Source organism: Pacificimonas aurantium, assembly GCF_020092905.1.
GTDB classification, from domain to species: Bacteria; Pseudomonadota; Alphaproteobacteria; order Sphingomonadales; family Sphingomonadaceae; genus Pacificimonas; species Pacificimonas aurantium.
Genome location: NZ_JAGSGB010000002.1, coordinates 499,154 through 523,489, shown reverse-complemented (window position 1 = coordinate 523,489; position 24,336 = coordinate 499,154). Strand labels below are relative to the sequence as shown.

The window sequence follows — 24,336 nt, the reverse complement described above, 5'->3', positions numbered from 1 at the left end:
TCCCGTTCATCGCCGCTCTCCAACTCAGGCGCTGGCGGTGGCGATCGCCTGCGCATAACGGCGGTCGGTCGCTTCCCAGTCGAGGTTCTTGAACCACGCGTCGATATACCTGGCGGCTTGGGTGCCGTAATCCATGTGAAAGCTGTGTTCATACATATCGAGCGCGAGCAGCGGTATGCCGGCCGCAGCGCCGTGCATGTGATCCCAAGCCCAATGATTGTTGAGCGAGCGCGTGTGGACGTTGTAAGCGAGGATTGTCCAGCCAGAGCCGCCCGCAAGGCTCATGCCGGTGCGGCGGAATTCCGCCTCCCATGTCGCGAACGAGCCGAAGGCGGCGTCAATGGCGTCGCGGACCGAACCGGCCGCCCGGCCGTCGCCGCCCAACCCGTCGAAGTAGATTTCATGCAGCACCACCGAGCCGGTACGGTGCAGTTCCTCGCGTTTGAGGCCGCCGTAGATGGCAGGCGGCGCTTCGGTATCGGCGAGCGCGGCGGCCAGCCGTGGCCGCAATGCGTTCAGCGTCTTGACCGAGCCGGCATAGTTGTTCTCGTGGTGCGACGTGATCAATCGCTCGGACAAGCCCTCAAGCCTGGCCGGATCGAACTTGAGCGGCTTGATTTGATGGTTGCCGGCAAAGGCGGGGACGGTCGACGGCGTGGCGACCGGCGTCCGGGCGGAGGCTTCGTTGATCGTCATGGCGGCGGCTCCTATGCCTAGGGTTGCGATTGCACTGCGTCGGGAGAGATTGTCGATCGTCACATTCGGTCCTTTCCAATATGATTGATTAGGCTGCGTAAGAGTGACGGTGCGTCGCGATCATCCGAACAGGACGAGGCCCGCCCCCGCCGCGGCGAGAACAACCCACAGGATCGTCGTTTTGGCCTTGAACACGTAAAGGAGCGCGAGGGCGACGGCGAAGATCGCGAGCGGGATCACCACGCCGGGCACGTTCACGAGAGTCTTTTGCCCTAGTTCCAGCGTCGTGGCGGCGATCAGCCCGACGACCGCTGCTGATATTCCCTCTAGGAAGGTCTTGATCTTTTCGTTGTCCACCAGCCGTTCAAGCTGGTCATGAAAGAACAGAGAAAAGCTGAATGCCGGCAGGAAGATGCCGATCGTCATCACGATCGCTCCGAGTGGGCCGCCGCCGAAATATCCGATGAACGTCGAGAAGATGATCAGGGGTGCCGGCAGAATCCCCGATAGGGCGAGCCCGTCGAGGAACTGCGCATCCGTCATCCATCCATTGCCAACCGCATCGGCACGCAGGAACGGGATGACTGTGTAGGCCCCGCCAAAGGTGAGGAGCCCGGCCTTGAGGCCCGAGATGAAAAGATCCAGCAGCGACGGTTCTTGGTTTGCGACGGGTTGCGCCGAGACCGCATCTCCACCAACCGGACCGGCGAAAGTGACCCAGGCGAAGTAGAGCCCGAGCCCGACGAGCACGGCCATGAGCAGGCCGGCCGTCACCCGCTGACGGCGCGTCGCGAACATATAGACGAGGCCCGCGATCGGCAGGGTGAGCCAGAACGGCGTGCCGACGAGGGCCGCTAGGCCGGCGACGCCCGCGATACCCCAAAGCCAGCGGTCGAGCAGGATGTGACCGCCAATCCGGTGCACGGCGCGCACGATCAGGGCGATGACGGCCGGTTGCACTCCGAGAAATGCCGCGGTTGCGGCGGCAGTCTGCATGATCCCGGTGGAGAGATACAGCCAGGACAGCGCGAACATTAGGACAAAGCCCGGCATCATGAATCCCAGGCCTGCAAGAAGACCGCCGAGCTTTCCTTTAGGAAGCGTGCCGAAGAAGACGCATAGCTCGTGAGCCTCCGGACCGGGGAGCACCTGATACACGGCTAGGATGCGGTTGAACCTGGCACTTGAGACCCAGTGTTCCTCGTCGACCAACTCGCGGCGGATCATGGCGATTTGGGCGATCGGGCCACCCCATGCCAGGAAACCGAACCGCAAGAACTTGGCGAAGATCTGTGCATACGAAAGCTGCGGCAAAATGCCTTGACCTTCCGCAGAACCTACAGCCTCGCTCGGTACATTTGTCTGCATTCACCACGTTCCTCAAGCTATAACAGTCATCTCTCGGCCGAGGGCCGAGTGCCTTGCGCTGACTCCCGACTTCACGGGTTTTGCCGGGTGAAGTAGGCGTAGAAGCCATCGAGCGCGTCGCCGGCACCGGCGATGCGCTGGAGATCGTCATCGAACGTCGCGCACACGCCTGACAGCATCGCGCTGAGTCCCGGCGTTTCCGGCCGCTCAAACTTGTCGTCGCCGATGTCGAGGTCGTGGATGATCTCCCCGATCGCGGCTAATCCCGGATCGCCGTCCAGCTCGGCGCGTAGCAGCAGGGTCTCGAAGCTGCACCGATCGCCCTCATGGGTGAACTCGGCATCGGTCATATCGAAGCGCAGCTCGCCGGCATCGGACGTGTAGCTCCTGCCATCGACGAACTTGAAGCTCGCGTGGGGGTCGATGAATCGTCGGATCAGCCAAGCGCAGGCGATGCGATCGACGTGGACGCCGCGCCGCGTCACCCAGACGCGATGCTTGAGGTCAGCGGGCGACACCGCAGCCGCTTCGCCTGTGCGGCCGACGTCGGGATGGGCGTAACGCTTCTCGTCCAAATCCCGCAGCGCCGCCTCGGCACCTTGACGACCGTGCGCGCCAAAGAAGTCGAGCCGGACAATCTCAGAAAGCCGTCGCTGGAGTTTTGAGATCTCGGTCCCCGACGCCGGCCCAGTGTCGAGCAACTGCCGTGCGGCTTGGGCCAGCTCGTCATAATCGGCATCCCGCGCAGCGTCGAAAAGCTGGCGGAGCTCAACGTCGCTCTGGCCTTCGATCATCTGCGCGTCGATCAGCACCGCCTCGCCGCCGCTGGTCGTGATCTCTGCCAGCAGGTCGCGAAATGCGGTTTCGTTCTCCTCGCGACGGGGGAGCACATGAACAGCGTTCTTGAGCGGCACTGCGCCAATCGCCTGCAAGCGGCGCCAGATTTTCACACGCAGATAGGGCGGCTTCGCAGGGATTTGGTGCAGCAATGCTAGCCAATGCTCGGAGTCTTGCGAAGCGTCCATAACGCATATGTATCATTTCCGATGTTGAAATGAAACACGTATATCTCCATCCTGCAACGGTTCAGGAAGGGTGCGGATTGCGGGCGAAGCGCAAGCGACGTTCGACGGCGACGATCGCTGGCTCGTTTCGGTGTTTGGCGGCGCTACGGTAGTAGGAACAACGGGATGTATTCGTTATGTTTATCCTGCACGGGGCACCAAATTCCGCCGCCGGCCGCCGTTTGTGCGCGTCAGCCGCACAGGCTACGATCAGCGAAAACTCAGTGTTAACACGATCGTAGGCACGGCGGCCATCGACGGCAAAAAGTTCGAATCCTGTGGGTGCAACGAACTTTCACTACATGAAGAATCGGAATTGGTAGGGTGTGCTGCCTAGATTCGTCATGCGCTTGAGGACGCGCGCCAGCACCTTCGCATAACTCATCGTTACGGGTAGCGGATCATACAGCCCGTCATTGTTCCAGTTCATCTTCGACAAGGCGAGCGCCGCGCGGGCGCTGTCGTCCCACGTGCCGTGCCCGGCATGGCGGACAAGTCGGATCGGACGCGGCGTGCCGCGCTGACCCTGAAAATAGGTTTTCGGTCCCAAAGTCTCCACGGCACCGTGCATCCACAGTAGTGCCTCGCGCTCGCCAAGCCCGATCAGTGAGCCACGCTTAATTGGAAACGCCGCCGCCTTACCTCCCGAATTGGCTTGGTCGCGTTCCCAACGCGCGCCGCGCCAGCCCACATCCTCGACCACCTGAATCAAATCGACCGCCTCGCACAGCGGTAGTGCCTCGAAGCAGCCGAGCACTTCTGCGTCTTTGAACTCGGTCGATTTGTGGACCATGACCCGGCGCGGCGAGCGTCCGCCATGCCGGTGACGATACAGCGTCATCGACCGCGTGATGACACGGAACATCTCAGCCTGCGATAAAAAGGGATTATCGCGTTGCACCTGCACGTCGGCGGTATCGTAGGCGATAAACTCCAAGCCGGCGCCCTCCGCGTCGAACACCTGGCTGCAACAAGTCACAAATCGCGGTTTGTCGGCACCGTTCGACCGCACCGCATAGGAAATGCCGACATAGGCTGTTTCTGGGTCCACGTCGGCTAGCTTCCAGGGAACGCCGCCGGCCTTGGCATACAGCGCCAGCCCGACTCGCCACATCACGCTCGCACGGCAGCGATAAGCGAGCGCCTTGTCTTCGCGCACGATCTGGATCGGCATCCCGCGCGCGGCCGTATAGGCTTTGAGATGATCGTGGAGATCGAAATCGTCCCCCGCGCCGTAGAAGCCACGCTCCCACCGCTGCGGTAGGTAGATGAACAAGACATCGAAGTCGCTGCGGAACGCCTCAAGGGGCTGGATCGCACGAACGAGCTGTTCGGCGAGCAACACGTGCGGCATCGCCGATTGTGCCATCTCGCTCTCAAACGATCCGTCCAGCTCGACACGGCATTTCTTGGTTGCCGCCGTCACGCGCATGTCGAACACGGTATTGAAGCCCGGCCAATCCGGCAGATAGTCGGTTCGCTCGACCGGGCGCACGCTCTGGCTCAGCTCACGCATGAATGCGAACAGTCGCTCGGACTCGCCCTTCGGGGCCAGCGTCGCTACCCGGATCGGCGATTGCACCAATCCGCGCGAATGGGGGCCGAACCGCTTGAGCCCGCGCAGCGGATGAATGTCCCGCTCGCTCGTTCGCTCGGGATGGAACACCAGCTCGGGTTCGGGATACCATATGGTCGGGGCGATCTCGCTCGTCATGGCTGCACCAGCTTGGAGAAGGCCGTGTTCTTCCCGACTGCGAAGCGAGCATCGATCCCGTCGCCAATCGACAGCGCCAGAAGCGCTTCGCCGGCAAGGCGCTTTGCCCAAAAATCGATAAGCCGATCGAGATCACGATTATAGCGCTTCACCGTCCGTTCGCGCGCGAAGTCGGCGGTGATCGCTTTGGTCGCGTCCGTGACACCCTCAAACACGATCTTTGGATCAAGCAGCAGCCAAAGACCGTCGTCTGCCCAGTCAAGCCGGACCCCGACCCCCTCGTGCCATTTCAGGTCCGGGTGTTTGGGCACGGTGCCAGTCGTCTGATGAGTTATCGCGCGAAGCCCATCCCATGCGCTGTCGGCGGGATCTACTGGCACGAGCAAATCAGCGCTGCGGCGGCGGATCGCACGAACATTCTTGGCGGCACACAGCGCCTCTACCAAGGCATCGCGTAGCAGGCCGCGTTCGCCGGACTCATAGCGCAGGCGCCGCTTCTCGAAGGTGGCCAGATCGAACGCAGTGATTCCGAACGGGTCGAACACTCGACGGAACTCGGCATCGCTGCCGAAACCGAGCACGCCCGCTTGCGTGCGCGTCACGATCAGGCGCGCGTTCGCCTCGGCGACCGCCGAACGCGCCGCTGCGACACCCTCGATCGTGCATACCAGCTTGCGGCAATTGGCCGGGATGGTGACGGCAAGCCCGTTGAGCCGAATGAGGGGCCAGCCCCGCTGGCCCGAGGGCTCGGGAGCGCCCGACACGCGCGACCGTCCTGTTGCCAGCGCGTTGAGAGCGGATGTGTCGAGCGCGGGCAGCAGCCGCACGAGATCACGTAATATCTCATCGAAGCTCTCAATCCGCACCAGCCCGCACTCAACGCCCGCGTCGCTGGCGCGCTGGAGAAGTCGGATGACCCGCCCGAGCGGTGGATCGCTACCGCGATGCAGCCAGAACAGTCCGCCAGGATAACCGCCCGGCTGATTGAGCGCCGTTTCAAGCGCGTCCATCACTGAATCGTCGCGTCCGCTGTAGCCGGCGACTACGAGGCCGGATCGTCGGCAGGCATCCACGAGCTGCTGACGAAGCGCCGCATCCTGCTGGCGCAGCTCATCGGTCGTGTTCTTAAGCCGACGCGAGCGGAAATCGCCGTGCAGCTTCACTGCGATGGGCCATTTTTGCGCGCCGATCAATTGCCCCGCCAGTTCCGGAGCGTCGAGTGCAACGACGCTCAACGTGCCCGTTGTGCCATACGTTCTCGCGCAGGCATCTTCGATCAAGTGGTCGAAATTGGTCGTCCAGACGAGCTGAGTGTGGCCCGCTTTTAGAAGCGAGGCGAGGGCAAGATGGCCATAGGCCAGCTTCGCGCCGCTAATCATGCCTTGAATAAAAGTCGTGCGATCGCGCTCCACCGGGTAGGTTGCTTCGAAGAGCGCCGCGTATTCATCCGGTGAACCCGGCGACGGTAGTCGCTCGGAACTCGCAATGTGCGAGTCTAACAGCGCGCGGATCGCAGGATTACCGAGATCGGCGACACTCTGCGGCGACGCCTTGCGTTGGGCAACGAACAACGTTTGCTTGAATTGCCAGATCATATCCCAAGCGCTGGGGATGCCGGCTGAAACCGACGCACCCGCGCCAAGGAGCCACATTAATTGGCCGGGGCGCAGCGCGAAGCGCCGCACAAAGTCATCGCTCGATAGCTCGCTCGGGCTCGTTATGCTCTCCATCCGCCCATGCCTAACCGATCCACAAGCCTTCGCCAGCAGATTTTGTTCTCTAATGGTTCTCTAGGCTCAACCTTGTGATCGGCAGGTGCGGGAAGCGACGCCACCGTTGTAAGCGCCTGGGCTTCCGAGCAGCCGTAGCGCAGGTCATTCGGGGGGTGGTGGCAGCAGAGGCGGCGCCTCGTAGGCTTCTAGCTGCCACGGCCCCTGGTAGTTCTCAATGATGCCTTCGGTCGGCACGGGCATGCCGGCAATGAGCGCGATCTGCCCGAGACACCGGCTCAGGTGTCCGCGTAAGATTTCGAGGCCGTCGAAATAGGCTTGGCGCACGTCCGGCGGTCGATGAAACTCGCCGAAACGTGGATGCGGGGGCGCATCCTTGTCGCGCCGCAACAGCTCCTCGTAAGTCATAAACTGTCGAATACCAGTCGCCATCGCATCGAGCAGAAGGAACAGCGGTCCGTCCTGCAACTCGGCGAGTTCCACCTCTTTGTCGACGATCAACTGGCGGATTTCCTTGAGCGAAGTGAGAGCTCTCTCGATGCAATCGTCGCAACATTCCCACGCAGATAGGACGCGCCGATCGCGCAAACGGAGGACGATCTCGCGCGCCACACGGCGCTCGCGATCTTTAGGGCTGACCGCAATGCTGATGAAAGGCAAGTTCAAGGTGACGTCACCTATCCGGCCAGCGACTTGGCGGCGAGCGCGGGCGAGGAGATCGGTCAGATCGAACTTGAAGGGGATATCGCCACTTCGCACGGCTCAGGCCTCGCCCGGCAGGGTAATTGATGCAGCGAGAGCCGCCCCAATGGGCCCCGATCGGCGTTCGAGGAAATAGCGGACGCGATCGTCATTGCTGTCATCGAACTGCTGTCCAACCTGACAGGTCAGCAGCAGATCGGCAGCCCAGGTTTCGAGCGGCCAATCCCGCCCGACGCAGGCGGATTTCAGCAGGCTGAAGGTGGGAGATTGGCCGTCATTGAGTTCGACAAGAGCGCGGTGGAGGTTGTCGGCATCGACCACCCGATTTCCGACCGGCATGTCGCCAACGCGGATTCGTTTTCGCAGGGGGTAGGTAACTGCGTAGGGAAGCTCAGGCGGTGCGTAGAGCAGGTAGAAGACGGCCTTGCCGAAATCCCGATTGAGCGTGTCGATCAGTTCGACCTGTCGGTGTCCAGCCTGAATTGCGGCGAAGGTGCAGGTTTCGTCGAAGCTGTAGGTTCGGTGGAGTGCGGCGGCTGCTTGCTGCCCATCGCGGCGGATGAACGCATTCATGCCATGAAGGAAACCAATTTCATCTTCGTCTTCGACATCATGGTTAGTCGGAAAGAGACGTTTGGATTGGAGCAGGCCAATCTTCTTCGCCACCAGCTTGTCTTGTCGATAGACGAAGACGAGGATCGCAATATCCGCCGTTTCCCAACGCCGGCGTTGCGGAAAATCCCAATCCCAATGGGGAGCGCCTAGGCGCCGCAAACCACCGATGTTGTGAGTATCCATGCGGATGATCGCGCCCGAAGGCAGGAGCGTCGGCGCACTGTTGGGGATCAGCGCTTCAATCAATCCGTCATCGAGCGATGTCTCGCGGATATTGGGGAGATTGGCCAGGCGCTCACATACGTGGCGGTTTGCGTCCGCGAAGACGCCACGGAACCAGGCAACAACGTCGGCGGGTATCACTGGCCAAGGATTCAATCGCGTTCCCCTCATCTGCCGAGGTAATTGCACTACGCAATCCGACCAAGCGGTATCTACGGCGGCGGCAGAGGCAACTTGCCATCGGGAGGCTCGAAAGTGTGGGCCGTTGATCCTACCCCCGATGCTTCTCGAATAATCAGCGGCGTCGCACTACGCCATAGGGCGGCTACAGGCGCGCGGCGGCGGTTCTATAGGAGTGCAAACGGCGATGTGTATTCGTTATGTTTATCCAGGGCGGGGCGCCATCTTCAGGTCGGTTCGTCGGGGGGCTCGCGCCACCCCACCTGCGTCATGTTTTGGTCGGCGTCTGGTTCAAGCGATGGTCCCGATAGGCCACCGCCGCGCCCAGCAATCCCGGTTCGGGGTGGGCAATGAGATAGACCGGCTGATCCTTCATCATCTTCGCATAGCGCCCCTTCGCCGCGAACCTCTCGCCAAAGCGCGAGGATGCAATATGCGGCGCAAGCCGCTGGCCCAGCCCGCCGGCGAGAATGACGGGACCCGGCCCATGGGTCAGGGCAATGTCGCCGCAGACCGTGCCGAGAATAGCAAGGAACCGGCCGAGAGCATCTCGCGCGAAGTCTGTGTCGCCGTTTAGGGCGCTCGCCCACAGATCGCGGTCGTTTCCTGCGGGCGCGGGTTCACCGCGTTCGCTGGCAAGAATCTCCATGATCGGTCGCATGGCCATGCCGGAGGTAACGCGCTCGACACTGACACGGTCATGATTTTTGCGAAGATGGTGCAGCAGCCGATCCTCGAACTCGTCGACGGGGGCGAAGCCCGAATGCCCGCCTTCGGTCGGCAGGGCATGCCGCCGCCCGTTCTCACGGTAGAGCATCGCGACCCCGAGCCCCGTGCCGACCCCGACGACCGTCGAGACGCCTTTTTCGCCCCTCGGTTCCGATTGCGGGCCGGCCAGGTGGACAAGGTCAGGGCCCGTCACCTCGTCTACGGCATAGGCGGCCGCGACGAGATCATTGATGAGGACATGGCTGCTCAGACGTAGCTGGTCCGCAATGCGGACCGGCTCGACCACCCAGTCGCTGTTGGGAAACTCAATTCGTGACCCTCGTACGGGGGCGGCGATTGCCAGGCCCGCCGCCTCGGGCAGCGGTTCGTCCTGCTGCGCTGCAAAGGCGGCAGCGGCTTCACCGAGCGCGCGATAGTCAACCGAGGGGAAACGCTGATCCTTCCCTAGGGCAATGGCGCCGTCTTCGCCGATATCGGCGATGGCGAAGCGAGCATTTGTCCCGCCGATATCCGCTACCAGGATGCGCATGAAAAGGGCTTAGCAAGGCGCGCGCGTCCCCGTCACCTCCCTTGCTGGACGATTTGCCGACCGGCTGGCGAACGCCTAAGTCGCTTCGCAACAAGTGGATATCGAGGGGACGATCATGGCGCGCTACGAATTTCAGGGTCAGGAACCGAAGTTGGGCAGCGGCGCGTGGGTGGCGCCGTCGGCCGACGTGATCGGCGAGGTCGAGCTTTCCGCCGAGGTGACCGTCTGGTTCGGCGCGGTCATTCGCGCGGACAATACGAAGATTTCGGTCGGCGAACGGTCGAACGTGCAGGAGGGTGCGATGCTGCACTCGGACCCGGGCGTGCCGCTTGTGGTGGGAGAGGATGTGACGGTGGGTCATCACGCCATCCTTCATGGCTGTACCATCGGCGACCGAACGCTCGTCGGCATGGGCGCAACGGTCATGAACCATGCGAAGATCGGCGAAGAGTGCATCATCGCTGCGGGCGCCCTCGTTACCGAAGGCAAGGAGTTTCCGCCGCGCAGTCTGATCGTCGGCGCGCCGGCAAAGGCGATCCGGACACTCGACGACAATGCGGTGCAGATGTTGAAGGCGAGTGCGGCGAGCTATGTGCAGAAGGGCAGGGAGTTCGGCGAGGGCCTAAGGAAGGTCGCGGATTAGACGCCCACGGACCGCCTAAGGCAGCTTCGCTTTCTCGAAGCCGGCCCAGGCCTCGTCATAGTCGGGCTGACAGCCGGGCAGGCGGAGCGCTTCGGCGGTCGTCCGGAACACGAGATTCGATTCGAACATGAAAGCCATCGTGTCCTCGATCTTCACCGGTTCGAGCGCCGCGACGACGGCTTTGTCATAGCTGGCCCGGTCGGGGCCATGTCCCGACATCTGATTGTGCAGCGACGCGCCGCCCGGCGCGAAGCCTCCTTCCTTCGCATCATAGGCGCCGTGGATCAGGCCCATGAACTCGCTCATGACGTTGCGATGGAACCAGGGCGGGCGGAACGTGTCTTCCGCGACCATCCAGCGCGGGGGAAAGATGACGAAATCGCAATTCGCCGTTCCCGCCACCGCGCTCGGCGATGTCAGAACGGTGAAAATCGACGGATCGGGGTGATCGAAGCTGACCGTTCCGATCGTGTTGAAGCGGCTGAGGTCGTAGCGATAGGGGGCAAGATTGCCGTGCCAGGCCGCGACGTCGAACGGCGAATGGTCGAGCTCGCTGCGCCATAGCGCGCCCTGAAATTTCTGTACGATCTCAAACGGCTCGTCACGGTCTTCGAACCAGGCTGCGGGTGTTTCGAAATCGCGCGGGTTGGCGAGCCCGTTCGCGCCGATGGGGCCGAGGTCGGGCAGCCGGAACGGCAAGCCGTAATTTTCACACACATAACCCCGGGCCTTGCCGTCCTGCAGGCGTATGCGAAACCGCACACCGCGCGGGATGACGCCGACATGCAGCGGGGGGAGCTCCATTCTGCCGAACTCGGTGTCGACCTGCAGCATGCCATGCTGGGGCACGATCAGCATCTCTCCGTCGGCGTTGAAGAACGCCTTCCGGTCCATGTCCGCCGTTGCGCAGAACAGGTGAATGCCTGTGCCGACTCCCGTATGCGCATCGCCATTGGTGGCATAGCTGGTCAGGCCGTCCACGAAATCGGTCGCCTCTTTCGGGTAGGGCAGGGGGTCCCAACGCAAACGGTTCGGCGTCAACTCGGCTCTGGGGTCGGGGGCAGTGGCCAGCCGGGATGTCTCTTTCAGAGGCTCGAACGGCCTATGCGTTGCGGTCGGCCGCAGCCGGTACAGCCAGGACCGCCGGTTTTCGGAACGCGGCGCGGTAAAGGCCGTACCCGACAGCTGTTCGGCATAGAGCCCGAACGGCGCTTGCTGCGGCGAGTTGCGGCCCACCGGAAGTGCGCCGGGGACCGCTTCGCTGGCGAACTCGTTGCCGAATCCGGTTAGGTAGCTGAGGCCGCTCACGCCGCTTCGACCGTCTCCGCATCCTCCACCTTCAGGACGCCGCGCTGGACCTGGTCGCGCTCGATGGATTCGAACAACGCGCGGAAATTCCCTTCGCCGAAACCTTCATCCTTCTTGCGCTGGATGATTTCGAAGAAAACAGGGCCCATCAGATTGCCCGTGAAAATCTGAAGGAGGAGGCGCGGGTCATCATCCTCGGTCGACCCGTCGAGCAGGAGTCCGCGCGCCTTCATCTCGTCCACGGGCTCGCCGTGACCGGGCAGACGCTCTTCCAGCATCTCATAGTAGGTCTCGGGCGGCGGCGTCATGAAGGGCAGGCCGTTCTCGCGCAGCTGGTCGATGGTCTTGTAGATGTCCGGGGTCGCGAGGGCGATGTGCTGGATGCCCTCGCCGTTGAACTCCAGCAGGAACTCCTCGATCTGGCCGCCGCCCTGTTTCGACTCCTCGTTCAGGGGAATGCGGATCTTGCCATCGGGGGCCGTCATCGCCTTCGACGTCAGGCCGGTATACTCGCCCTTGATGTCGAAGTAGCGGATCTCGCGGAAATTGAAGAGCTTCTCGTAGAACTCCGCCCAGAACTTCATCCGCCCGCGATAGACATTGTGGGTCAGGTGATCGATGATCTGCAAATTCGCGCCGACCGGATCACGGTCGACTCCTTCGAAGAATTCGAAGTCGATATCGTAGATCGTACCATCGTCGCCGAAGCGGTCGATGAAATAGATCAGCGATCCGCCAATTCCCTTGATAGCCGGCAGCTTCAATTCCATCCAGCCGGTTTCCAGCCGCGCCGGTTCGGCGCCTTTCTCGATGGCCTGCTCATAGGCAGCTGCGGCGTCGGCCACGCGCCAGCCCATCGCACAGGCGCCCTCATTATGCTCTTCGACGAAATAGGACGCGTGCGAGCGCGGTTCGCTGTTCAGCAGAAAGTTGATGCCGTTCTGCCGGTAGAGGGTGACGTCCTTCGACCGGTGCTTCGCCACCGCGGTGAACCCCAGCTGGCGGAACATCTTGTCCAGCTTGTCTCTGTCGCCGGCGAATTCCAGAAATTCGAAGCCGTCGAGCCCGGCCGGGTTAGAGCTGTGATCGGTCATGAATGCCTCCGGCGTGAAATAGTTACGATTGAAACTTTATCGCCGCGGATAGACTTCGCCGGCGCGAGCGTCAATCATGGGATCAATGAACGAACCCCTGCGAAAGCTCCGTCTCGACGAGTTCATCCCCTATCGTCTTTCCTATGTCTCGAATCTCGTTTCGGACGCGATTGCAGAGACTTACCGATCCCTCTTCGGGCTTCGCATTCCCGAATGGAGGTTGGTTGCCGTCATAGCGGAGGGGCCCATGACCCAGCAGCAGCTCTGCGCGCGCACCCATATGGACAAGGTCACCGTCAGCAGGGCGGCGGCGGCCCTTGTCGGCCGCGGCCTGCTCGAGCGCCGGGCGAACGATGCTGATCGCCGCTCCCATCATCTGCAGCTTACCGCGGCGGGTACCGACCTCTACGAACGGATCGCACCGAAGGCGTTGCAGCTCGAGGCCGAGATTTTCGGCGGCTTCGACGAGCATGAACTAAAGACAATGGAGCGGCTGCTCGACAGGGTGGAGCAAGCTGCCAGCGCCGCCGCACGGCGTCAGGAACAGGGGGAGGACAAGTGACCTATACGAAACTCAGCAGGTCGATCGCGGGCCGGACGGCGATCGTTACGGGCGCGGCAAGCGGCATGGGGCGGGCCACGGCGCATCTGTTCGCTTCGGAGGGCGCGAACGTTGCGGTGACCGACCTCGACGAACAGAAATGCGCCGAGGTCGTCGCGGAGATTGCCGCGGAAGGCCATCCCGGCACGGCGCGTGCCTGGGCGCTCGATGTGAGCGACCGGGACGCGATCAAAACGGTAATCGCCGCGATCGGCGAGGCGTTCGGCGCCATCGACATTCTCGTGAACAATGCCGGATTCGCGATCCCCGCCGATGTCGCGAAGGAGAGCTACGAGGAATCGTGGGGGCGCAGCATCGAGGTCATGCTGTCGGCGCATCAGCGCACCATCCGCGCCGCACTGCCATGGCTTCGCAAAAGCGACGCTCCGCGCATCGTCAATGTCGCGTCGACCGAAGGACTGGGGGCAACGCCCGGCAACAGTCCCTACAGTGCGGCCAAACACGGCGTGATCGGTCTGACGCGCGGTCTCGCGGTGGATCTCGGCAGGGAAGGGATCACGGTAAACTGTATCTGCCCGGGGCCGATAGATACGCCGCTCGTCTCCTCCATTCCGGATGAGCATAAGCAGATATTCGCAAAGCGCCGCACGGCGCTCAGGCGCTACGGCATAGCTGAGGAGGTTGCCCATATGACGCTCTCCTGTGTGCTTCCCGCTGCCAGCTTCCTGACGGGCACGGCGATACCGGTCGACGGCGGACTGACGATCAAGAACGCCTAGCTTCGCCCCTTCGCAAAAAAAATTCATCCGGACTGGACCCTCAGCGCTTAACATTCGTTATCATGGCAGACAGCGCTGACTGAGCAGTCGGCCGTACGCGGCCTGCTCCCTCTCTCGGCAATTGAACCTCGGCCCTGCCGCTGCCTTGCAGCCGCAGGGCCTTTTTATGGCGATTGGCGGATTTCTGCGGCTGTACGGGCGACCAGCCTCGAAAAGCCGGCTCGGAGCCCCTAAGTGAGGCGGAGAAAGGAGCTTCGCCCGCGATGCCACGCCACAAGGAAGTGCGCCATCTTCCCTATTCGCCGACGCAGATGTTCGATCTGGTTGCGGATGTTGGCGGCTATGAGGAGTTCCTGCCCTGGGTAGTGGCCACCCGTGTGCGTTCGCGCAGTGAGACGGAGCTCGTGGCCGACCTGATGGTCGGCTTCCGTATGGTTCGGGAGACCTTCACCAGCAAGGTTGCGCTCGACCGGCCGCACCACATCCACGTCGATTATCTCGACGGGCCGCTTCGCTATCTGAAGAATGACTGGCGATTTGACGTTGCCGACGATGGCGGCACCGACATCTGCTTCTTCGTGGATTTCGAGTTCAAGCAGAAGCTGTTCGAGCGTCTCGCCGGCAGCTTCTTTCATGAAGCGTTCCGCCGGATGGTTGCGGCCTTCGAAAAGCGCGCGCGTGACGTTTACGGCGCTCCTGAGGCTCAGTCCGACTCCGGCAGCAGCAGTTCCAGCGCGCATTCCACTGCCTGAAGGCGGATGCCGGTTCGCCCGCTATTCTCGAACAGGTGGCTGTCGGCGACGATTTCTTCCGGGTCCGCGCCGCGTGTTGCGCACGCGAACACGACCGTGCCCACCGGCTTCTTATCGGTTCCGCCATCGGGGCCGGCAATCCCCGTAATCGCAACGGCGACATCGGCGCCGCTCTTTTCGAGCGCGCCCAGCGCCATTGCCCAGGCCGTCGCGACGGAGACGGCCCCGAACGTTTCGATGACGTCCGAATGAACGTCGAGCACCTGTCGCTTGGCTTCGTTCGAATAGGTCACGAAACCCCGGTCCAGCACCGCGGAAGAGCCGGGAATTTCCGTCAGGGCGCCGGCGGCAAGGCCGCCCGTACAACTCTCTGCCAGCGCGACGCGCCGGCCCGCTTCGCGGTTTCGTTCGATCACGTCGGCAGCTAGCCGTTCGATGCGCTCGGGAAATAGCGCGGACATCCGTCTCTCCGGTCAGATCCTGATGGTGGCAGCCGCCTGTGCGGCAATTCCTTCGCCCCGGCCGGTAAAGCCGAGGCGCTCTGTCGTCGTCGCCTTGACGCTAATTCTGCCGGGCTCGACGCGCAACAACTGCGCGATCCGCCGGCGCATCTGCTCCTTGTAGGGACCGACTTTCGGGCGCTCGCAGATCAGGGTTATGTCGGCATGCTCGACAACGCCGCCCGCTGCGGCAACGAGCCTGCGAGCGTGTTCGACGAACTCGGCGGAGGGGGCGCCGCGCCATTGCGGATCGCTGGGCGGGAAATGATCGCCGATATCGCCGGCGGCGAGGGCGCCTAGAAGCGCGTCGACCAGCGCATGCAGCCCGACATCGGCGTCGCTATGCCCCTTCAGGCCCGCCCCATGCGGTATCGCCACACCGCACAGCGTAACGTGACCGCCGGGCTCGAACCGATGAACGTCGAAGCCGGTGCCGGTCCGGAAACCCCGTCCGGCCAACAGTCGCTCGGCGCGCTGGAAGTCGTCTTCATAGGTCAGTTTGAACAGGCCCTCGTCGCCTTTGACGAGGGCGACCGACAACCCGGCAGCCCTGGCGATTTCCGCATCGTCGGTCGCGCCGGGTACGGCTGCGCGATGGGCGGCGAGAAGCGGGGCTAGGCGAAACGCCTGCGGTGTCTGTACGCGGTGCAGGCCCTCACGCGCCACTTCGCCTTCCACGTGCGTCTTGCCTTGTCGGAGACTGTCGACCACGGGCAGGGAGGGAATCGCGCCCTGATCAGTATCCAGCGCCGCCAGAAGGCGGGCTGTCACGGCGCGCGTTACGAAGGGCCGCGCCGCGTCATGGATCAGGACGATGTCGTCTTCCGCGCCGCTCGCTTCCGTTTCCAGGAGGTTCAGCCCTGCAAGCACCGACCCTTGGCGGCTGTCTGCGCCGGTGACCGGGGCGCTTAGCGGCAAGCCTTCCGTCGCCGCGTCATATGCGGCCTGATGATCCGGCTGGATGACGACCCGGACGGAGGCGATGGCCGGGTCCGCGCTCAGCCGTTCGGCAGACCAGCGCAGCAGCGGCTGGCCGCCCAAGGGACGATATTGCTTGGGAAGGCCGGCGCCCGCGCGGGCGCCGACGCCCGCCGCAACGATCAGGCAATGCACGGTCATCTCCGGCGGCCCTCTAACGTGCGTTCTTCTTGTGGAACAGCCTCCGAACGCTTACTCTTGCGCCTTAATTTTGTGCAGATTTGACTCCATGCCCGACTTGACCCCCATTCAGATCGGTCCCGTGCGGATCGAGGAGCCGGTTATCCTGGCGCCGATGACCGGTGTCACCGACGGTCCGTTCAGGAAGCTCGTAAAACGCTATGGCGCCGGACTGACGGTGACCGAGATGATCGCCAGCCAGGCTGCGATCCGGGAAACCAAACGCTCGATGCAGCAGATGGCGTGGGACCCGATCGAGGAACCTGTCTCCATGCAGCTTGCCGGCTGCGATCCGCAGGTGATGGCCGAGGCGGCGAAGCTGAACGAGGGCCGCGGCGCGGCGATCATCGATATCAACATGGGCTGTCCCGTGAAGAAGATCGTCAACGGCCATGCCGGCAGCGCCCTGATGCGCGACCTGAAGCTGGCGGCGAGCCTGGTGGACGCGACCGTGAAGGCGGTCGATGTGCCGGTGACGCTGAAGATGCGCATGGGATGGGATCATGACAGCCTGAACGCGCCGGAGCTTGCGCGCATTGCCGAGGATCTCGGCGTTCACATGATTACCGTGCATGGGCGCACGCGCTGCCAGATGTATCGCGGGACGGCGGACTGGCGCTTCATCCGCCGGGTGAAGGACGCCGTCTCGGTTCCGGTCGTGGTCAACGGCGACATCTGCTCGGTTGAGGATGCCCGTGCCGCCCTCGAGCAGTCGGGTGCCGATGCCGTCATGGTGGGGCGGGGTGCCTATGGCAAACCCTGGCTTTTGTCCCAGATGATGGGCGCGCTGTCGGGCCGCGCGGATTTGCCGGCGCCCACCCCCTGGCAGCAATATCAGCTGATCAAGGAGCATTACGATATGGTTCTGTCGCTCTATGGAGAGCAGAACGGCGTGAACATGTTCCGCAAGCATATCGGCTGGTACACGAAGGGCCTGCACGGCTCCGCGGAATTCCGTAACCGCGTGAACCAGGAACCTGACTCGGCGAAGGTGAAGACCATGCTTGCCGAATTTTACGAGCCGTACCGGGAGCGTATCGCAGCGTGAGCCTGCTGGCGCCGCTGAAAGTCTGGCGTGGGGGAGCCCCGGCGCCGACGGAGGTGCTGAACGCTATCCCCGTACCCGTCGTGCTGGTCGACCGGGCGGGCCACCCGGCCAACTGCAATCCCGCCGCCGAGATGATGTTCGGCCGCTCCGAAACCGCTCTTGCTGACCGTGGCTGGGAGGGGATTCTCCCGCCCGACAGCCCGGTGAAGTCTCTGATCGCGGAAGCGGCGCAGGCGGGCAGCGAACTCGGCGCGTACGGGCTCGAAATCGCCTTCGTCGACGGCACCACGCGAGATGCGGACGTGCTTGTCGGACCGATTGCCGAGAATAACGATTTCCTCGCCGTGGTCTTCCAGCGGCGCAGCGTGGCGGGACTGGTCGAGCGGCAGGCGGACAATCGCGGCGCCGCCCGGTCCGCGACGGCGCTGGCGGCGATGCTGGCGCACGAGATCAAGAATCCGCTGTCGGGCATTCGCGGCGCTGCGCAGCTTCTCGGCGGCGATACGGACGGTGAAGGGCGTGAGGAGCTGTCCCAGCTCATCATCGACGAGGTCGAGCGCATCCGCACCCTCATCGACCGCATGGAGCGCTTTACCGACCCCCGGCCCGGGCGGCTCGAGCCAACCAATATTCACTCGATCCTCGCCCATGTGCGGCGGCTGGCGGAGGCCGAGGGCATCCGTATCGAGGAGAGCTACGACCCGTCGTTGCCGGAAGTGCCGGCCGACCGCGACGGCCTGGTGCAGCTTTTTCTCAATTTGGTCAGGAACGCCTATGAGGCGGCCGGGTCCGGCGGACGCATCAGGATTACGACGGCCTATCGCCACGGCCTGAAGATGGCCACCGCGACGGGCCGCTCACGCGTGGCGGTTCCGATCGAGGTATGTGTCATCGACGACGGTCCGGGGGCGCCGCCCGAGATCGCGGACAATCTGTTCGATGCGTTCGTCAGCTCGAAGCGTGGAATCGGCGGTCTGGGTCTCGCCCTCGCTGCAAAGGTCGCGGCCGACCATCAGGGCCATATCGAATATGCGCGCGACGACCGGGCCGGCGAAACGGTCCTGCGGCTGCTGTTGCCGAAGGCCGGCTGATGACGCAGGCGACCGTTATTGTCGCGGACGACGATGCCGCCATCCGCACCGTTGTGCGGCAGGCGCTTATCCGCAAGGGGCATCTGGTCCGGACGACCGACACATTGTCCGGCCTGAACCGCCTTTTGGAAAGCGGCGTCGGCGATGTCGTTGTCACCGATGTCGGCCTCCCCGATGGAGACGGGCTCGACTTCGTCCCCGAACTCCAGGCCCGGCGCCCGGGCCTCCCCGTTATCGTGGTGAGCGCGCAGAACACGCTCGCAACGGCGGTGCGCGCTACCGAGCGCGGTGCGTTCGAATATCTGCCCAAGCCCTTCGATCTTGATGAGCTGGGCCGCGCGGTGGCCGCGGCACTCGACCGCGACGAGGCGGGCGCGGAGCCCGACCATGAGCCGGGTGACGATCTGCCGCTTATCGGGCGCTCGCCCGCGATGCAGGACGTCTACCGCCTTATCGCGCGTGTGGTGCCGACGGACCTGACCGTGCTCATCCTGGGCGAATCCGGCACCGGCAAGGAGCTTGTGGCGCGCGCGGTTCACGATCTCGGGCCGCGCCGGACAGGGCCCTTCGTCGCCGTCAACATGGCCGCGATCCCGCGCGAGCTGATCGAGACCGAGCTGTTCGGTCACGAGAAGGGGGCCTTCACGGGCGCCCAGGCGCGCAGCACCGGCCGCTTCGAGCAGGCGCAGGGGGGTACGCTTTTTCTCGACGAGATCGGCGACATGCCGATGGACACGCAGACGCGGCTGCTGCGGGTACTTCAAAGCGGCGAATTCCAGCCCGTGGGCGGTGCACGCACGATTCGAACCGATGTCCGGATCATCTGCGCCACGCACCAGGATCTCCGCCGCTCGATCGAGGCCGGTACGTTTCGCGAGGACCTCTTCTACCGCCTGAACGTCGTTCCCATCGCCATGCCTCCCCTGCGCGATCGGCGCGCCGATATCGGCGAGCTTGCCCGGCATTTCCTCAAGCTGGCAGCCGAGGAAGGGCTTCCGAAAAAGTCGATTTCCTCCGCCGCCATCACGCGCCTCGAACAGCATGACTGGCCGGGCAATGTGCGCGAGCTGCAGAACCTCATCAGGCGCATGGCAGCGCTCGCGCGTGAAGACCTCCTTGATGAGGATGCCGTTATCGAGGCGCTGGGAAGGACGACCCGTACCGAGCGTCAGCCGGCGGCGACCGACGCGGACCTTGCCGGGCTCGCCGAGCAGCGCGCGTTCGAAATTCTGTCTCAGATCGACGAAACCGACGAGCAGGGCCTTTACGAGCATGTCCTTGCAGAGGTCGAACCCTCGATCCTGCGCGCGGCGCTCTCGCATACGCAAGGCAACCAGATACGCGCCGCGAAGCTGCTCGGCATGAACCGCAATACACTGAGGGCCAGGCTGGAAAGCCGGAACATCGACGCGCTGGATTTCCGCGCGCGCGACTAACCCGCAACCTGTAAGATTGGCCGCTAGGGAGTTATCCGCCGAGTGGCCGCCACCGGGTTCGGCGACGTCTGAGACAGCCGGCGCACGACATCGTCGAGCGGCTCGATCAGCGTCGTCATCCAATGCGCATTGGCGTGTAGAAGGCGCGTCTCGTCTTCCATGAAGCCAACATGTCCGGGAAAGAAGACGAGATCGCCGCGTCTCAGTTCAGCGGGATCGATTTCCTCGCCGATCTCCGCCGCCTGCAGATCGCTGTCGCGCGGCACGAAGATACCGCAGGCGGAGAGTGCCACCTGCACCAAGCCTGAACAATCGATGCCCGACCTGCTGCGACCGCCCCATTTATACGGCGTACCCAGGAAAAACTCCGCGATTTCCATGTGATCGGGCGCATAGGCTTCGATGGCGCCGACATGCCGCCGGTGCACGAAGGTGCCGTTTCTGTGGCGCAGGAAATTCTCATCGAACTGCTCGGCTGCAATTTCCGCACCCAGCGGCAAGGTCATTGTGACACCCGACTTGATATCGGGGCGCTGGAAGCACAGGGCGAGCGGGGCGATGATCCGGTGGGTCCGCGTCGGCGCATCGCTGCGCAGGAACTCGCTGCGCACATAGCCGACATAATGGTCATGAGCGGAATAGCCGAAAGCCCAGCCGTCATTGTCGTCGACGATGTCGAACCGCTGGCCGGGCAGCAGTTCGCTGACGGCGGCCGCGGCGGGATCGGGCTCCGCGCGCATCATCTCGGAGACGCCTTCTACTAGGCGGTGCGGTACGGGAACGGCGAAGCGACGCGCCTCGACGCGGCCCTGCAGGGCGCTGTCGGCAACGTCGGCATTATAGGCATTGAGGCGCGGGTCGGGGGCCTCGCTGCTTTCGTCAGCTGTGGAGAGGTTCGGCTCCCCGGATGTCTCGTTCGGCTTTGTCGGCATTGGCGGCCTCGATCAGCGCCGAGAATTCGGACAGGAATTCCCGCCCGGCATCCGTGGGTTCGACGAATATGTTGCGAAGGTCGCTTTCATCTTTCTGCCGGCGAATATAACCGAACGCTCCCAGTGTATTGAGTGCCCTTGTGACGACCGGTTTCGAGACCGAAAGGCTCGCAGCCAGTGCCCGGACCGTATGGGGTCCCGGGGTCAGATAGACAAGCAGCAACAGTGCCATTTGCCGATTAGTAAGGTCCGGCCGTGCAGACCGGACATAGGCGATCAAGGTGTGCATCCAGTCGGACAGGGTAGCCCCTGCGTCCGATCCGATGCGGATTTGTTCAGTGCTCATATTCGGCCCTTTCCCGCCTATTTGGCCCCGGCAGGAAAGCGCATGGTAACTTAACGAAACCCTTTTCGATATACTTAATATTCCGCTCAGCCAGTCGTGTAACGATCGGCGATCAGCTGGAAGGTTGCGCGCAGGCCCAGCGCTTCCCCGCCCTTTGGGCGGCCCGGCTTGTTGGCCGGCATCCAGGCGTAGGTATCGAGGTGCACCCAGTCGCGGCTCTTGTCGACGAAACTGGACAGGTAGAGTGCCGCCGTCACGGCGCCGGCAAATCCGCCGGTTGCGGCATTGCTGAGGTCGGCGATATCGGAGTTCAGCATTTGCAGGTAGTTCTCCCACAGCGGCAGGCGCCATACCGGATCCTCGCGCAGCGTGCCGCTGCGTACCAGCGCCTCTCCGGTATCGTCCAGCCGGGCGAACATCGCCGGCAGATCCGGCCCCAGCGCCACGCGCGCCGCGCCCGTCAGGGTGGCGAAGTCGACGACGAAGTCAGGATCGCTTTCCTCGGCATAGGCCAGCGCGTCGCAGAGGACGAGGCGGCCTTCCGCGTCGGTATTATGGATTTCGACCGAAAGGCCCTTGCGCGTCTTCACGACGTCGCCCGGCCGCAGCGCATCGCCGGAGACACTATTTTCGACGGCCGGGATCAGCAGTTGCAGGCGAACCCGCAGGCCCGCTTCCATGACGAGGCGGGCGAGCCCGAGTGCGTGCGCTGCGCCGCCCATGTCCTTCTTCATCAGCCGCATGCCCGACGCCGACTTAACGTCGAGCCCGCCGCTATCGAAGCAGACGCCCTTGCCCACGATCGCGATGCGCGGATCGCTTTCGCGGCCCCAGTTCAGTTCGATCAGCCTCGGCTCCCGTCCGGGCGCGGCGGCGCGACCGACCGCATGGATCATCGGAAAGCGCTTTTCGAGCAGACTTGCTCCGGTGATCGCTGCCACGGTCCCGCCGAATTCATCTCCAAGCGCGCGGGCCGCGGCTTCCAGATCGGCCGGCCCCATATCCTCGGCGGGCGTATTGACGAGGTCGCGCACCAGCGCCTGTGCGTTCGCCTCGGAGACGGCCCGCTCAAGTAGTTTCTCGTCGCTCACCAGCAGGCAGCGCGGAGAAAGCGCCTGTGGGTCGCCGCGGTACCGGTCGAAGCTGTAATGGGCGAGCGCCCAGCCCAGCGCATCGGCCTCGGTTTGCCGCTCACCCTCCAGTCGGTAGGTGCCTTCGGGCAGCAGCTTGGGCAATCCAGCTAGGCGCCAGATGTTGAAATCCTCGCTGGCGACGAAGGCCACGCTCCATTCCTCCGCGTCCTGGCCGGGCAGGATGGCGTGGCTGCCGGCCTTCCCGAAGGAGGGGGAGGCATCGACGCTGGCGCGGGCGCGAGGGCTCAGATCGGCTTTCCAGGCTTCGACCTTTCCTTCCTCTACGATCCGGATGGTGCGGGCGTCCTGCCCGCGGTCGAGGGCAAGCGTATCGGCGAAATCGGTCATGCGGCTGGCCTTAGGGCATTGAACGGGCTTGTCATACGGGCGTAATGTTCCTCCGCTTGCGGGCGTTCCGCCGCGTCCTTATGACAGGCAGCTATACGAATTCTCGTAGTCCCATTAATTCGACCAGGATCCAGATACATGGCTACCACACCGACGAGCGGTGCGCAGGACGCCGCGCCGAAGCTTCCGCTGTTCTACAAGGAAATCACGCCGCTCTCTTCGAGCGCTCATGCCGATTTCGGCGTGAAGCCGCGCGAGTCCCTGGAATTCACCCGGGGCGTGCACGCCATTCCCGTGACCGTCGACGAGTTTGCCGCGGCGCACCGCTTCTTCCCGATCGTGTTCTCCGCCGCCGAAACGCCGACCCCGCTTGCGCTTCTCGGCCTGAAGGAAGGCGAGAATCTCTATCTGGAAGATGACGGCACCTGGATGAAGAATACCTATGTGCCGGCTTTCATCCGCCGCTATCCCTTCCTTCTGGCGCGCACGTCTAGCGAGAGCCAGGACCTTTCGCTTTGCTTCGACCAGACGTCCGGTGAACTGGGCCCCGAGTTCGACAACAAGCTGTTCGAGAATGGCGAGCAGTCGCAGGTGCTGCAGAATGTTCTCAACTTCTGCGAGGAATATGAGAAGTCGATCTCGCGCACGCACGCCTTCGTCGCCGAGCTGAAGAATGCCGACCTGCTGATGGACGGCGAGGTGGCGATCCAGGCCCCCGGCGCCGAGAAGCCGAACGTCTATCGCGGGTTCCGCATGGTCAACGAGCAGAAGCTTAAGGACATGCGCGGCGATCAGGCGCGCAAGCTGGTCAGCAACGGTGCGCTTGCTTTGGTCTACGCACATCTGATGTCGATGCAGATCATTCGCGAGCATTTCGCCCGCGCCAATCCTGCTCTCCAGCAGAATCCCGCTTCTGCCGTAGAGGCCGAAGGCAAGCTCTAACGAGCGACATTTTTAGGAGGTCCCGCTCTATTTCTCCTTGACCGGCGAGAAAAAGCGGGGCCTCTTTGCGCTTATGACAGCGCGCTATTCCGTCCTGACGATCACGCTTCACTGGCTCATCGCGCTTCTGGTGCTGTTCCAGTTCGTCAGTATCAACATTCTCGACGGGATGGCCGAGGGCGATCCCCGCATCGGCACCGGCTACATGCTGCACAAGTCGGTCGGGATCACAATTCTGGTGCTGACGCTGGTCCGTATCGTGACCCGGCTTGCGGAGGGCTTTCGGCCCCTGCCTGTACATATGGCGGCGTGGGAGCGTGTCCTCGCCCGCGCGACGCATATCGGCTTCTACGTCTTCCTCGTTCTGATCCCGCTCAGCGGGTGGGCGTTCGCCGTAACTGACGAGCGGTCGCTGCATCTGTTCGGTCTGTTCCAGATACCGGAACTCGGGCTCGTCCCGCGCCAGCTTTGGCACGAGGTGCATGAGCAGGCACCGGCCCTGCTCGTCATTCTGTTCGTGCTTCACGTGCTTGGCGCTCTGAAGCACCAGTTTCTGGACCGCGATGCGATCTTGGCGCGGATGCTCCCGGGCGCCGGGCGCGGCTGAATGTCGCCCCGCCGGACTGGTTGAACATTCGGCGAACACTTCCCACTTTGAGGGTCCAACGTCGTGTTTTGCCCCTTTTTCACGACGCTGTTGTCGACTTTGGCCACC

Annotated in this window: 24 protein-coding genes; 9 read left to right on the top strand and 15 right to left on the bottom strand. The window is 63.3% G+C overall.

From position 1 onward, the window contains the following. Positions 1 to 24: 24 nt before the first annotated feature. The 8 genes from KCN53_RS09320 to KCN53_RS09285 form a co-directional block, all read right to left on the bottom strand. Positions 25 to 696 (bottom strand): superoxide dismutase, encoded by a 672-nt coding sequence (locus tag KCN53_RS09320; protein ID WP_153876138.1) that lies wholly within the window; start codon positions 694 to 696, stop codon positions 25 to 27. A 120-nt stretch (positions 697 to 816) separates the two neighbouring features. Further along, positions 817 to 2,064, bottom strand: a complete 1,248-nt coding sequence (gene chrA, locus KCN53_RS09315; RefSeq protein WP_082395458.1) for a chromate efflux transporter — start codon at positions 2,062 to 2,064, stop codon at positions 817 to 819. A gap of 71 nt (positions 2,065 to 2,135) precedes the next feature. After that, positions 2,136 to 3,089, bottom strand: coding sequence for a chromate resistance protein ChrB domain-containing protein (locus KCN53_RS09310; RefSeq protein ID WP_054725861.1), 954 nt, complete (start codon positions 3,087 to 3,089; stop codon positions 2,136 to 2,138). A 337-nt stretch (positions 3,090 to 3,426) separates the two neighbouring features. Further along, entirely contained in the window at positions 3,427 to 4,842 is a 1,416-nt protein-coding gene (locus tag KCN53_RS09305) for an argonaute/piwi family protein (protein ID WP_088712621.1), read from the bottom strand. Further along, positions 4,839 to 6,572: an SIR2 family protein gene (locus KCN53_RS09300; protein ID WP_054725867.1), complete on the bottom strand. Its 1,734-nt coding sequence runs from the start codon at positions 6,570 to 6,572 to the stop codon at positions 4,839 to 4,841. Before KCN53_RS09300 ends, KCN53_RS09305 begins: the two co-directional genes overlap by 4 nt. 144 nt (positions 6,573 to 6,716) lie before the next feature. Continuing rightward, positions 6,717 to 7,331 carry a hypothetical protein gene (locus KCN53_RS09295; RefSeq protein WP_054725869.1) on the bottom strand — a complete coding sequence of 205 codons (615 nt, stop codon included), beginning with the start codon at positions 7,329 to 7,331 and terminating at the stop codon, positions 6,717 to 6,719. Positions 7,332 to 7,334: 3 nt separating this feature from the next. After that, a complete protein-coding gene (locus tag KCN53_RS09290; protein ID WP_143712236.1) occupies positions 7,335 to 8,267 on the bottom strand; it encodes a hypothetical protein in 933 nt (310 codons plus the stop codon). Positions 8,268 to 8,559: 292 nt separating this feature from the next. Continuing rightward, positions 8,560 to 9,549, bottom strand: a complete 990-nt coding sequence (locus tag KCN53_RS09285) for a glucokinase (protein ID WP_088712623.1) — start codon at positions 9,547 to 9,549, stop codon at positions 8,560 to 8,562. A gap of 115 nt (positions 9,550 to 9,664) precedes the next feature. On the opposite strand from KCN53_RS09285, the gene KCN53_RS09280 reads away from it, so the two are divergent. Then, on the top strand, positions 9,665 to 10,192 hold the full coding sequence (locus KCN53_RS09280) for a gamma carbonic anhydrase family protein (protein ID WP_088713449.1): 528 nt from the start codon (positions 9,665 to 9,667) through the stop codon (positions 10,190 to 10,192). 15 nt (positions 10,193 to 10,207) lie between these two features. Here KCN53_RS09280 and hmgA read toward each other — a convergent pair whose 3' ends face one another. Both hmgA and hppD read right to left on the bottom strand, forming a co-directional pair. Continuing rightward, positions 10,208 to 11,500: a homogentisate 1,2-dioxygenase gene (gene hmgA, locus KCN53_RS09275; protein ID WP_088712624.1), complete on the bottom strand. Its 1,293-nt coding sequence runs from the start codon at positions 11,498 to 11,500 to the stop codon at positions 10,208 to 10,210. Next, positions 11,497 to 12,594, bottom strand: a complete 1,098-nt coding sequence (gene hppD / locus KCN53_RS09270; protein ID WP_088712625.1) for a 4-hydroxyphenylpyruvate dioxygenase — start codon at positions 12,592 to 12,594, stop codon at positions 11,497 to 11,499. Before hppD ends, hmgA begins: the two co-directional genes overlap by 4 nt. A gap of 85 nt (positions 12,595 to 12,679) precedes the next feature. Here hppD and KCN53_RS09265 point away from each other — a divergent pair, with 85 nt between their 5' ends. From KCN53_RS09265 to KCN53_RS09255, 3 genes are all read left to right on the top strand, one after another. Further along, positions 12,680 to 13,156 (top strand): MarR family winged helix-turn-helix transcriptional regulator, encoded by a 477-nt coding sequence (locus tag KCN53_RS09265; RefSeq protein ID WP_088712626.1) that lies wholly within the window; start codon positions 12,680 to 12,682, stop codon positions 13,154 to 13,156. After that, positions 13,153 to 13,935: an SDR family NAD(P)-dependent oxidoreductase gene (locus KCN53_RS09260; RefSeq protein ID WP_224199554.1), complete on the top strand. Its 783-nt coding sequence runs from the start codon at positions 13,153 to 13,155 to the stop codon at positions 13,933 to 13,935. The genes KCN53_RS09265 and KCN53_RS09260 overlap by 4 nt, the downstream gene beginning before the upstream one ends. A gap of 263 nt (positions 13,936 to 14,198) precedes the next feature. Continuing rightward, positions 14,199 to 14,687 carry a type II toxin-antitoxin system RatA family toxin gene (locus KCN53_RS09255; RefSeq protein WP_088712627.1) on the top strand — a complete coding sequence of 163 codons (489 nt, stop codon included), beginning with the start codon at positions 14,199 to 14,201 and terminating at the stop codon, positions 14,685 to 14,687. Here the strand turns inward: KCN53_RS09255 and KCN53_RS09250 are convergent. Together KCN53_RS09250 and KCN53_RS09245 are read right to left on the bottom strand one after the other, a co-directional pair. Beyond that, positions 14,639 to 15,148: a CinA family protein gene (locus tag KCN53_RS09250; protein ID WP_088712628.1), complete on the bottom strand. Its 510-nt coding sequence runs from the start codon at positions 15,146 to 15,148 to the stop codon at positions 14,639 to 14,641. The two genes, KCN53_RS09255 and KCN53_RS09250, sit on opposite strands and share 49 nt — an antisense overlap. Positions 15,149 to 15,160: 12 nt before the next feature. Beyond that, positions 15,161 to 16,306 (bottom strand): bifunctional 2-C-methyl-D-erythritol 4-phosphate cytidylyltransferase/2-C-methyl-D-erythritol 2,4-cyclodiphosphate synthase, encoded by a 1,146-nt coding sequence (locus KCN53_RS09245; RefSeq protein WP_088712629.1) that lies wholly within the window; start codon positions 16,304 to 16,306, stop codon positions 15,161 to 15,163. Between the two features lie 88 nt (positions 16,307 to 16,394). Between KCN53_RS09245 and dusB the strand changes: the two genes are divergently transcribed. From dusB to ntrC, 3 genes are read left to right on the top strand one after another with little or no spacing between them, the layout of a single operon-like run. After that, the gene (gene dusB / locus KCN53_RS09240) at positions 16,395 to 17,393 is read left to right on the top strand and encodes a tRNA dihydrouridine synthase DusB (RefSeq protein WP_088712630.1); all 999 of its coding nucleotides are present in this window, start codon (positions 16,395 to 16,397) and stop codon (positions 17,391 to 17,393) included. Next, complete coding sequence (locus KCN53_RS09235; protein ID WP_088712631.1) at positions 17,390 to 18,484, top strand: two-component system sensor histidine kinase NtrB; 1,095 nt, start codon at positions 17,390 to 17,392, stop codon at positions 18,482 to 18,484. Before dusB ends, KCN53_RS09235 begins: the two co-directional genes overlap by 4 nt. Beyond that, positions 18,484 to 19,920 (top strand): nitrogen regulation protein NR(I), encoded by a 1,437-nt coding sequence (ntrC, locus tag KCN53_RS09230; protein ID WP_088712632.1) that lies wholly within the window; start codon positions 18,484 to 18,486, stop codon positions 19,918 to 19,920. The genes KCN53_RS09235 and ntrC overlap by 1 nt, the downstream gene beginning before the upstream one ends. A 23-nt stretch (positions 19,921 to 19,943) precedes the next feature. On the opposite strand, the gene KCN53_RS09225 is transcribed toward ntrC, so the two are convergent. From KCN53_RS09225 to KCN53_RS09215, 3 genes are all read right to left on the bottom strand, one after another. Next, positions 19,944 to 20,852, bottom strand: coding sequence for a C40 family peptidase (locus KCN53_RS09225; protein ID WP_088712633.1), 909 nt, complete (start codon positions 20,850 to 20,852; stop codon positions 19,944 to 19,946). Continuing rightward, positions 20,800 to 21,141 (bottom strand): MarR family transcriptional regulator, encoded by a 342-nt coding sequence (locus tag KCN53_RS09220; RefSeq protein ID WP_088713451.1) that lies wholly within the window; start codon positions 21,139 to 21,141, stop codon positions 20,800 to 20,802. Before KCN53_RS09220 ends, KCN53_RS09225 begins: the two co-directional genes overlap by 53 nt. A gap of 143 nt (positions 21,142 to 21,284) precedes the next feature. Next, entirely contained in the window at positions 21,285 to 22,679 is a 1,395-nt protein-coding gene (locus tag KCN53_RS09215; protein WP_088712634.1) for a leucyl aminopeptidase family protein, read from the bottom strand. Between the two features lie 138 nt (positions 22,680 to 22,817). On the opposite strand from KCN53_RS09215, the gene KCN53_RS09210 reads away from it, so the two are divergent. Both KCN53_RS09210 and KCN53_RS09205 read left to right on the top strand, forming a co-directional pair. Continuing rightward, on the top strand, positions 22,818 to 23,621 hold the full coding sequence (locus KCN53_RS09210; RefSeq protein WP_088712635.1) for a SapC family protein: 804 nt from the start codon (positions 22,818 to 22,820) through the stop codon (positions 23,619 to 23,621). A 73-nt stretch (positions 23,622 to 23,694) separates the two neighbouring features. Continuing rightward, positions 23,695 to 24,228, top strand: coding sequence for a cytochrome b (locus KCN53_RS09205; protein ID WP_088712636.1), 534 nt, complete (start codon positions 23,695 to 23,697; stop codon positions 24,226 to 24,228). Positions 24,229 to 24,336 lie beyond the last annotated feature (108 nt).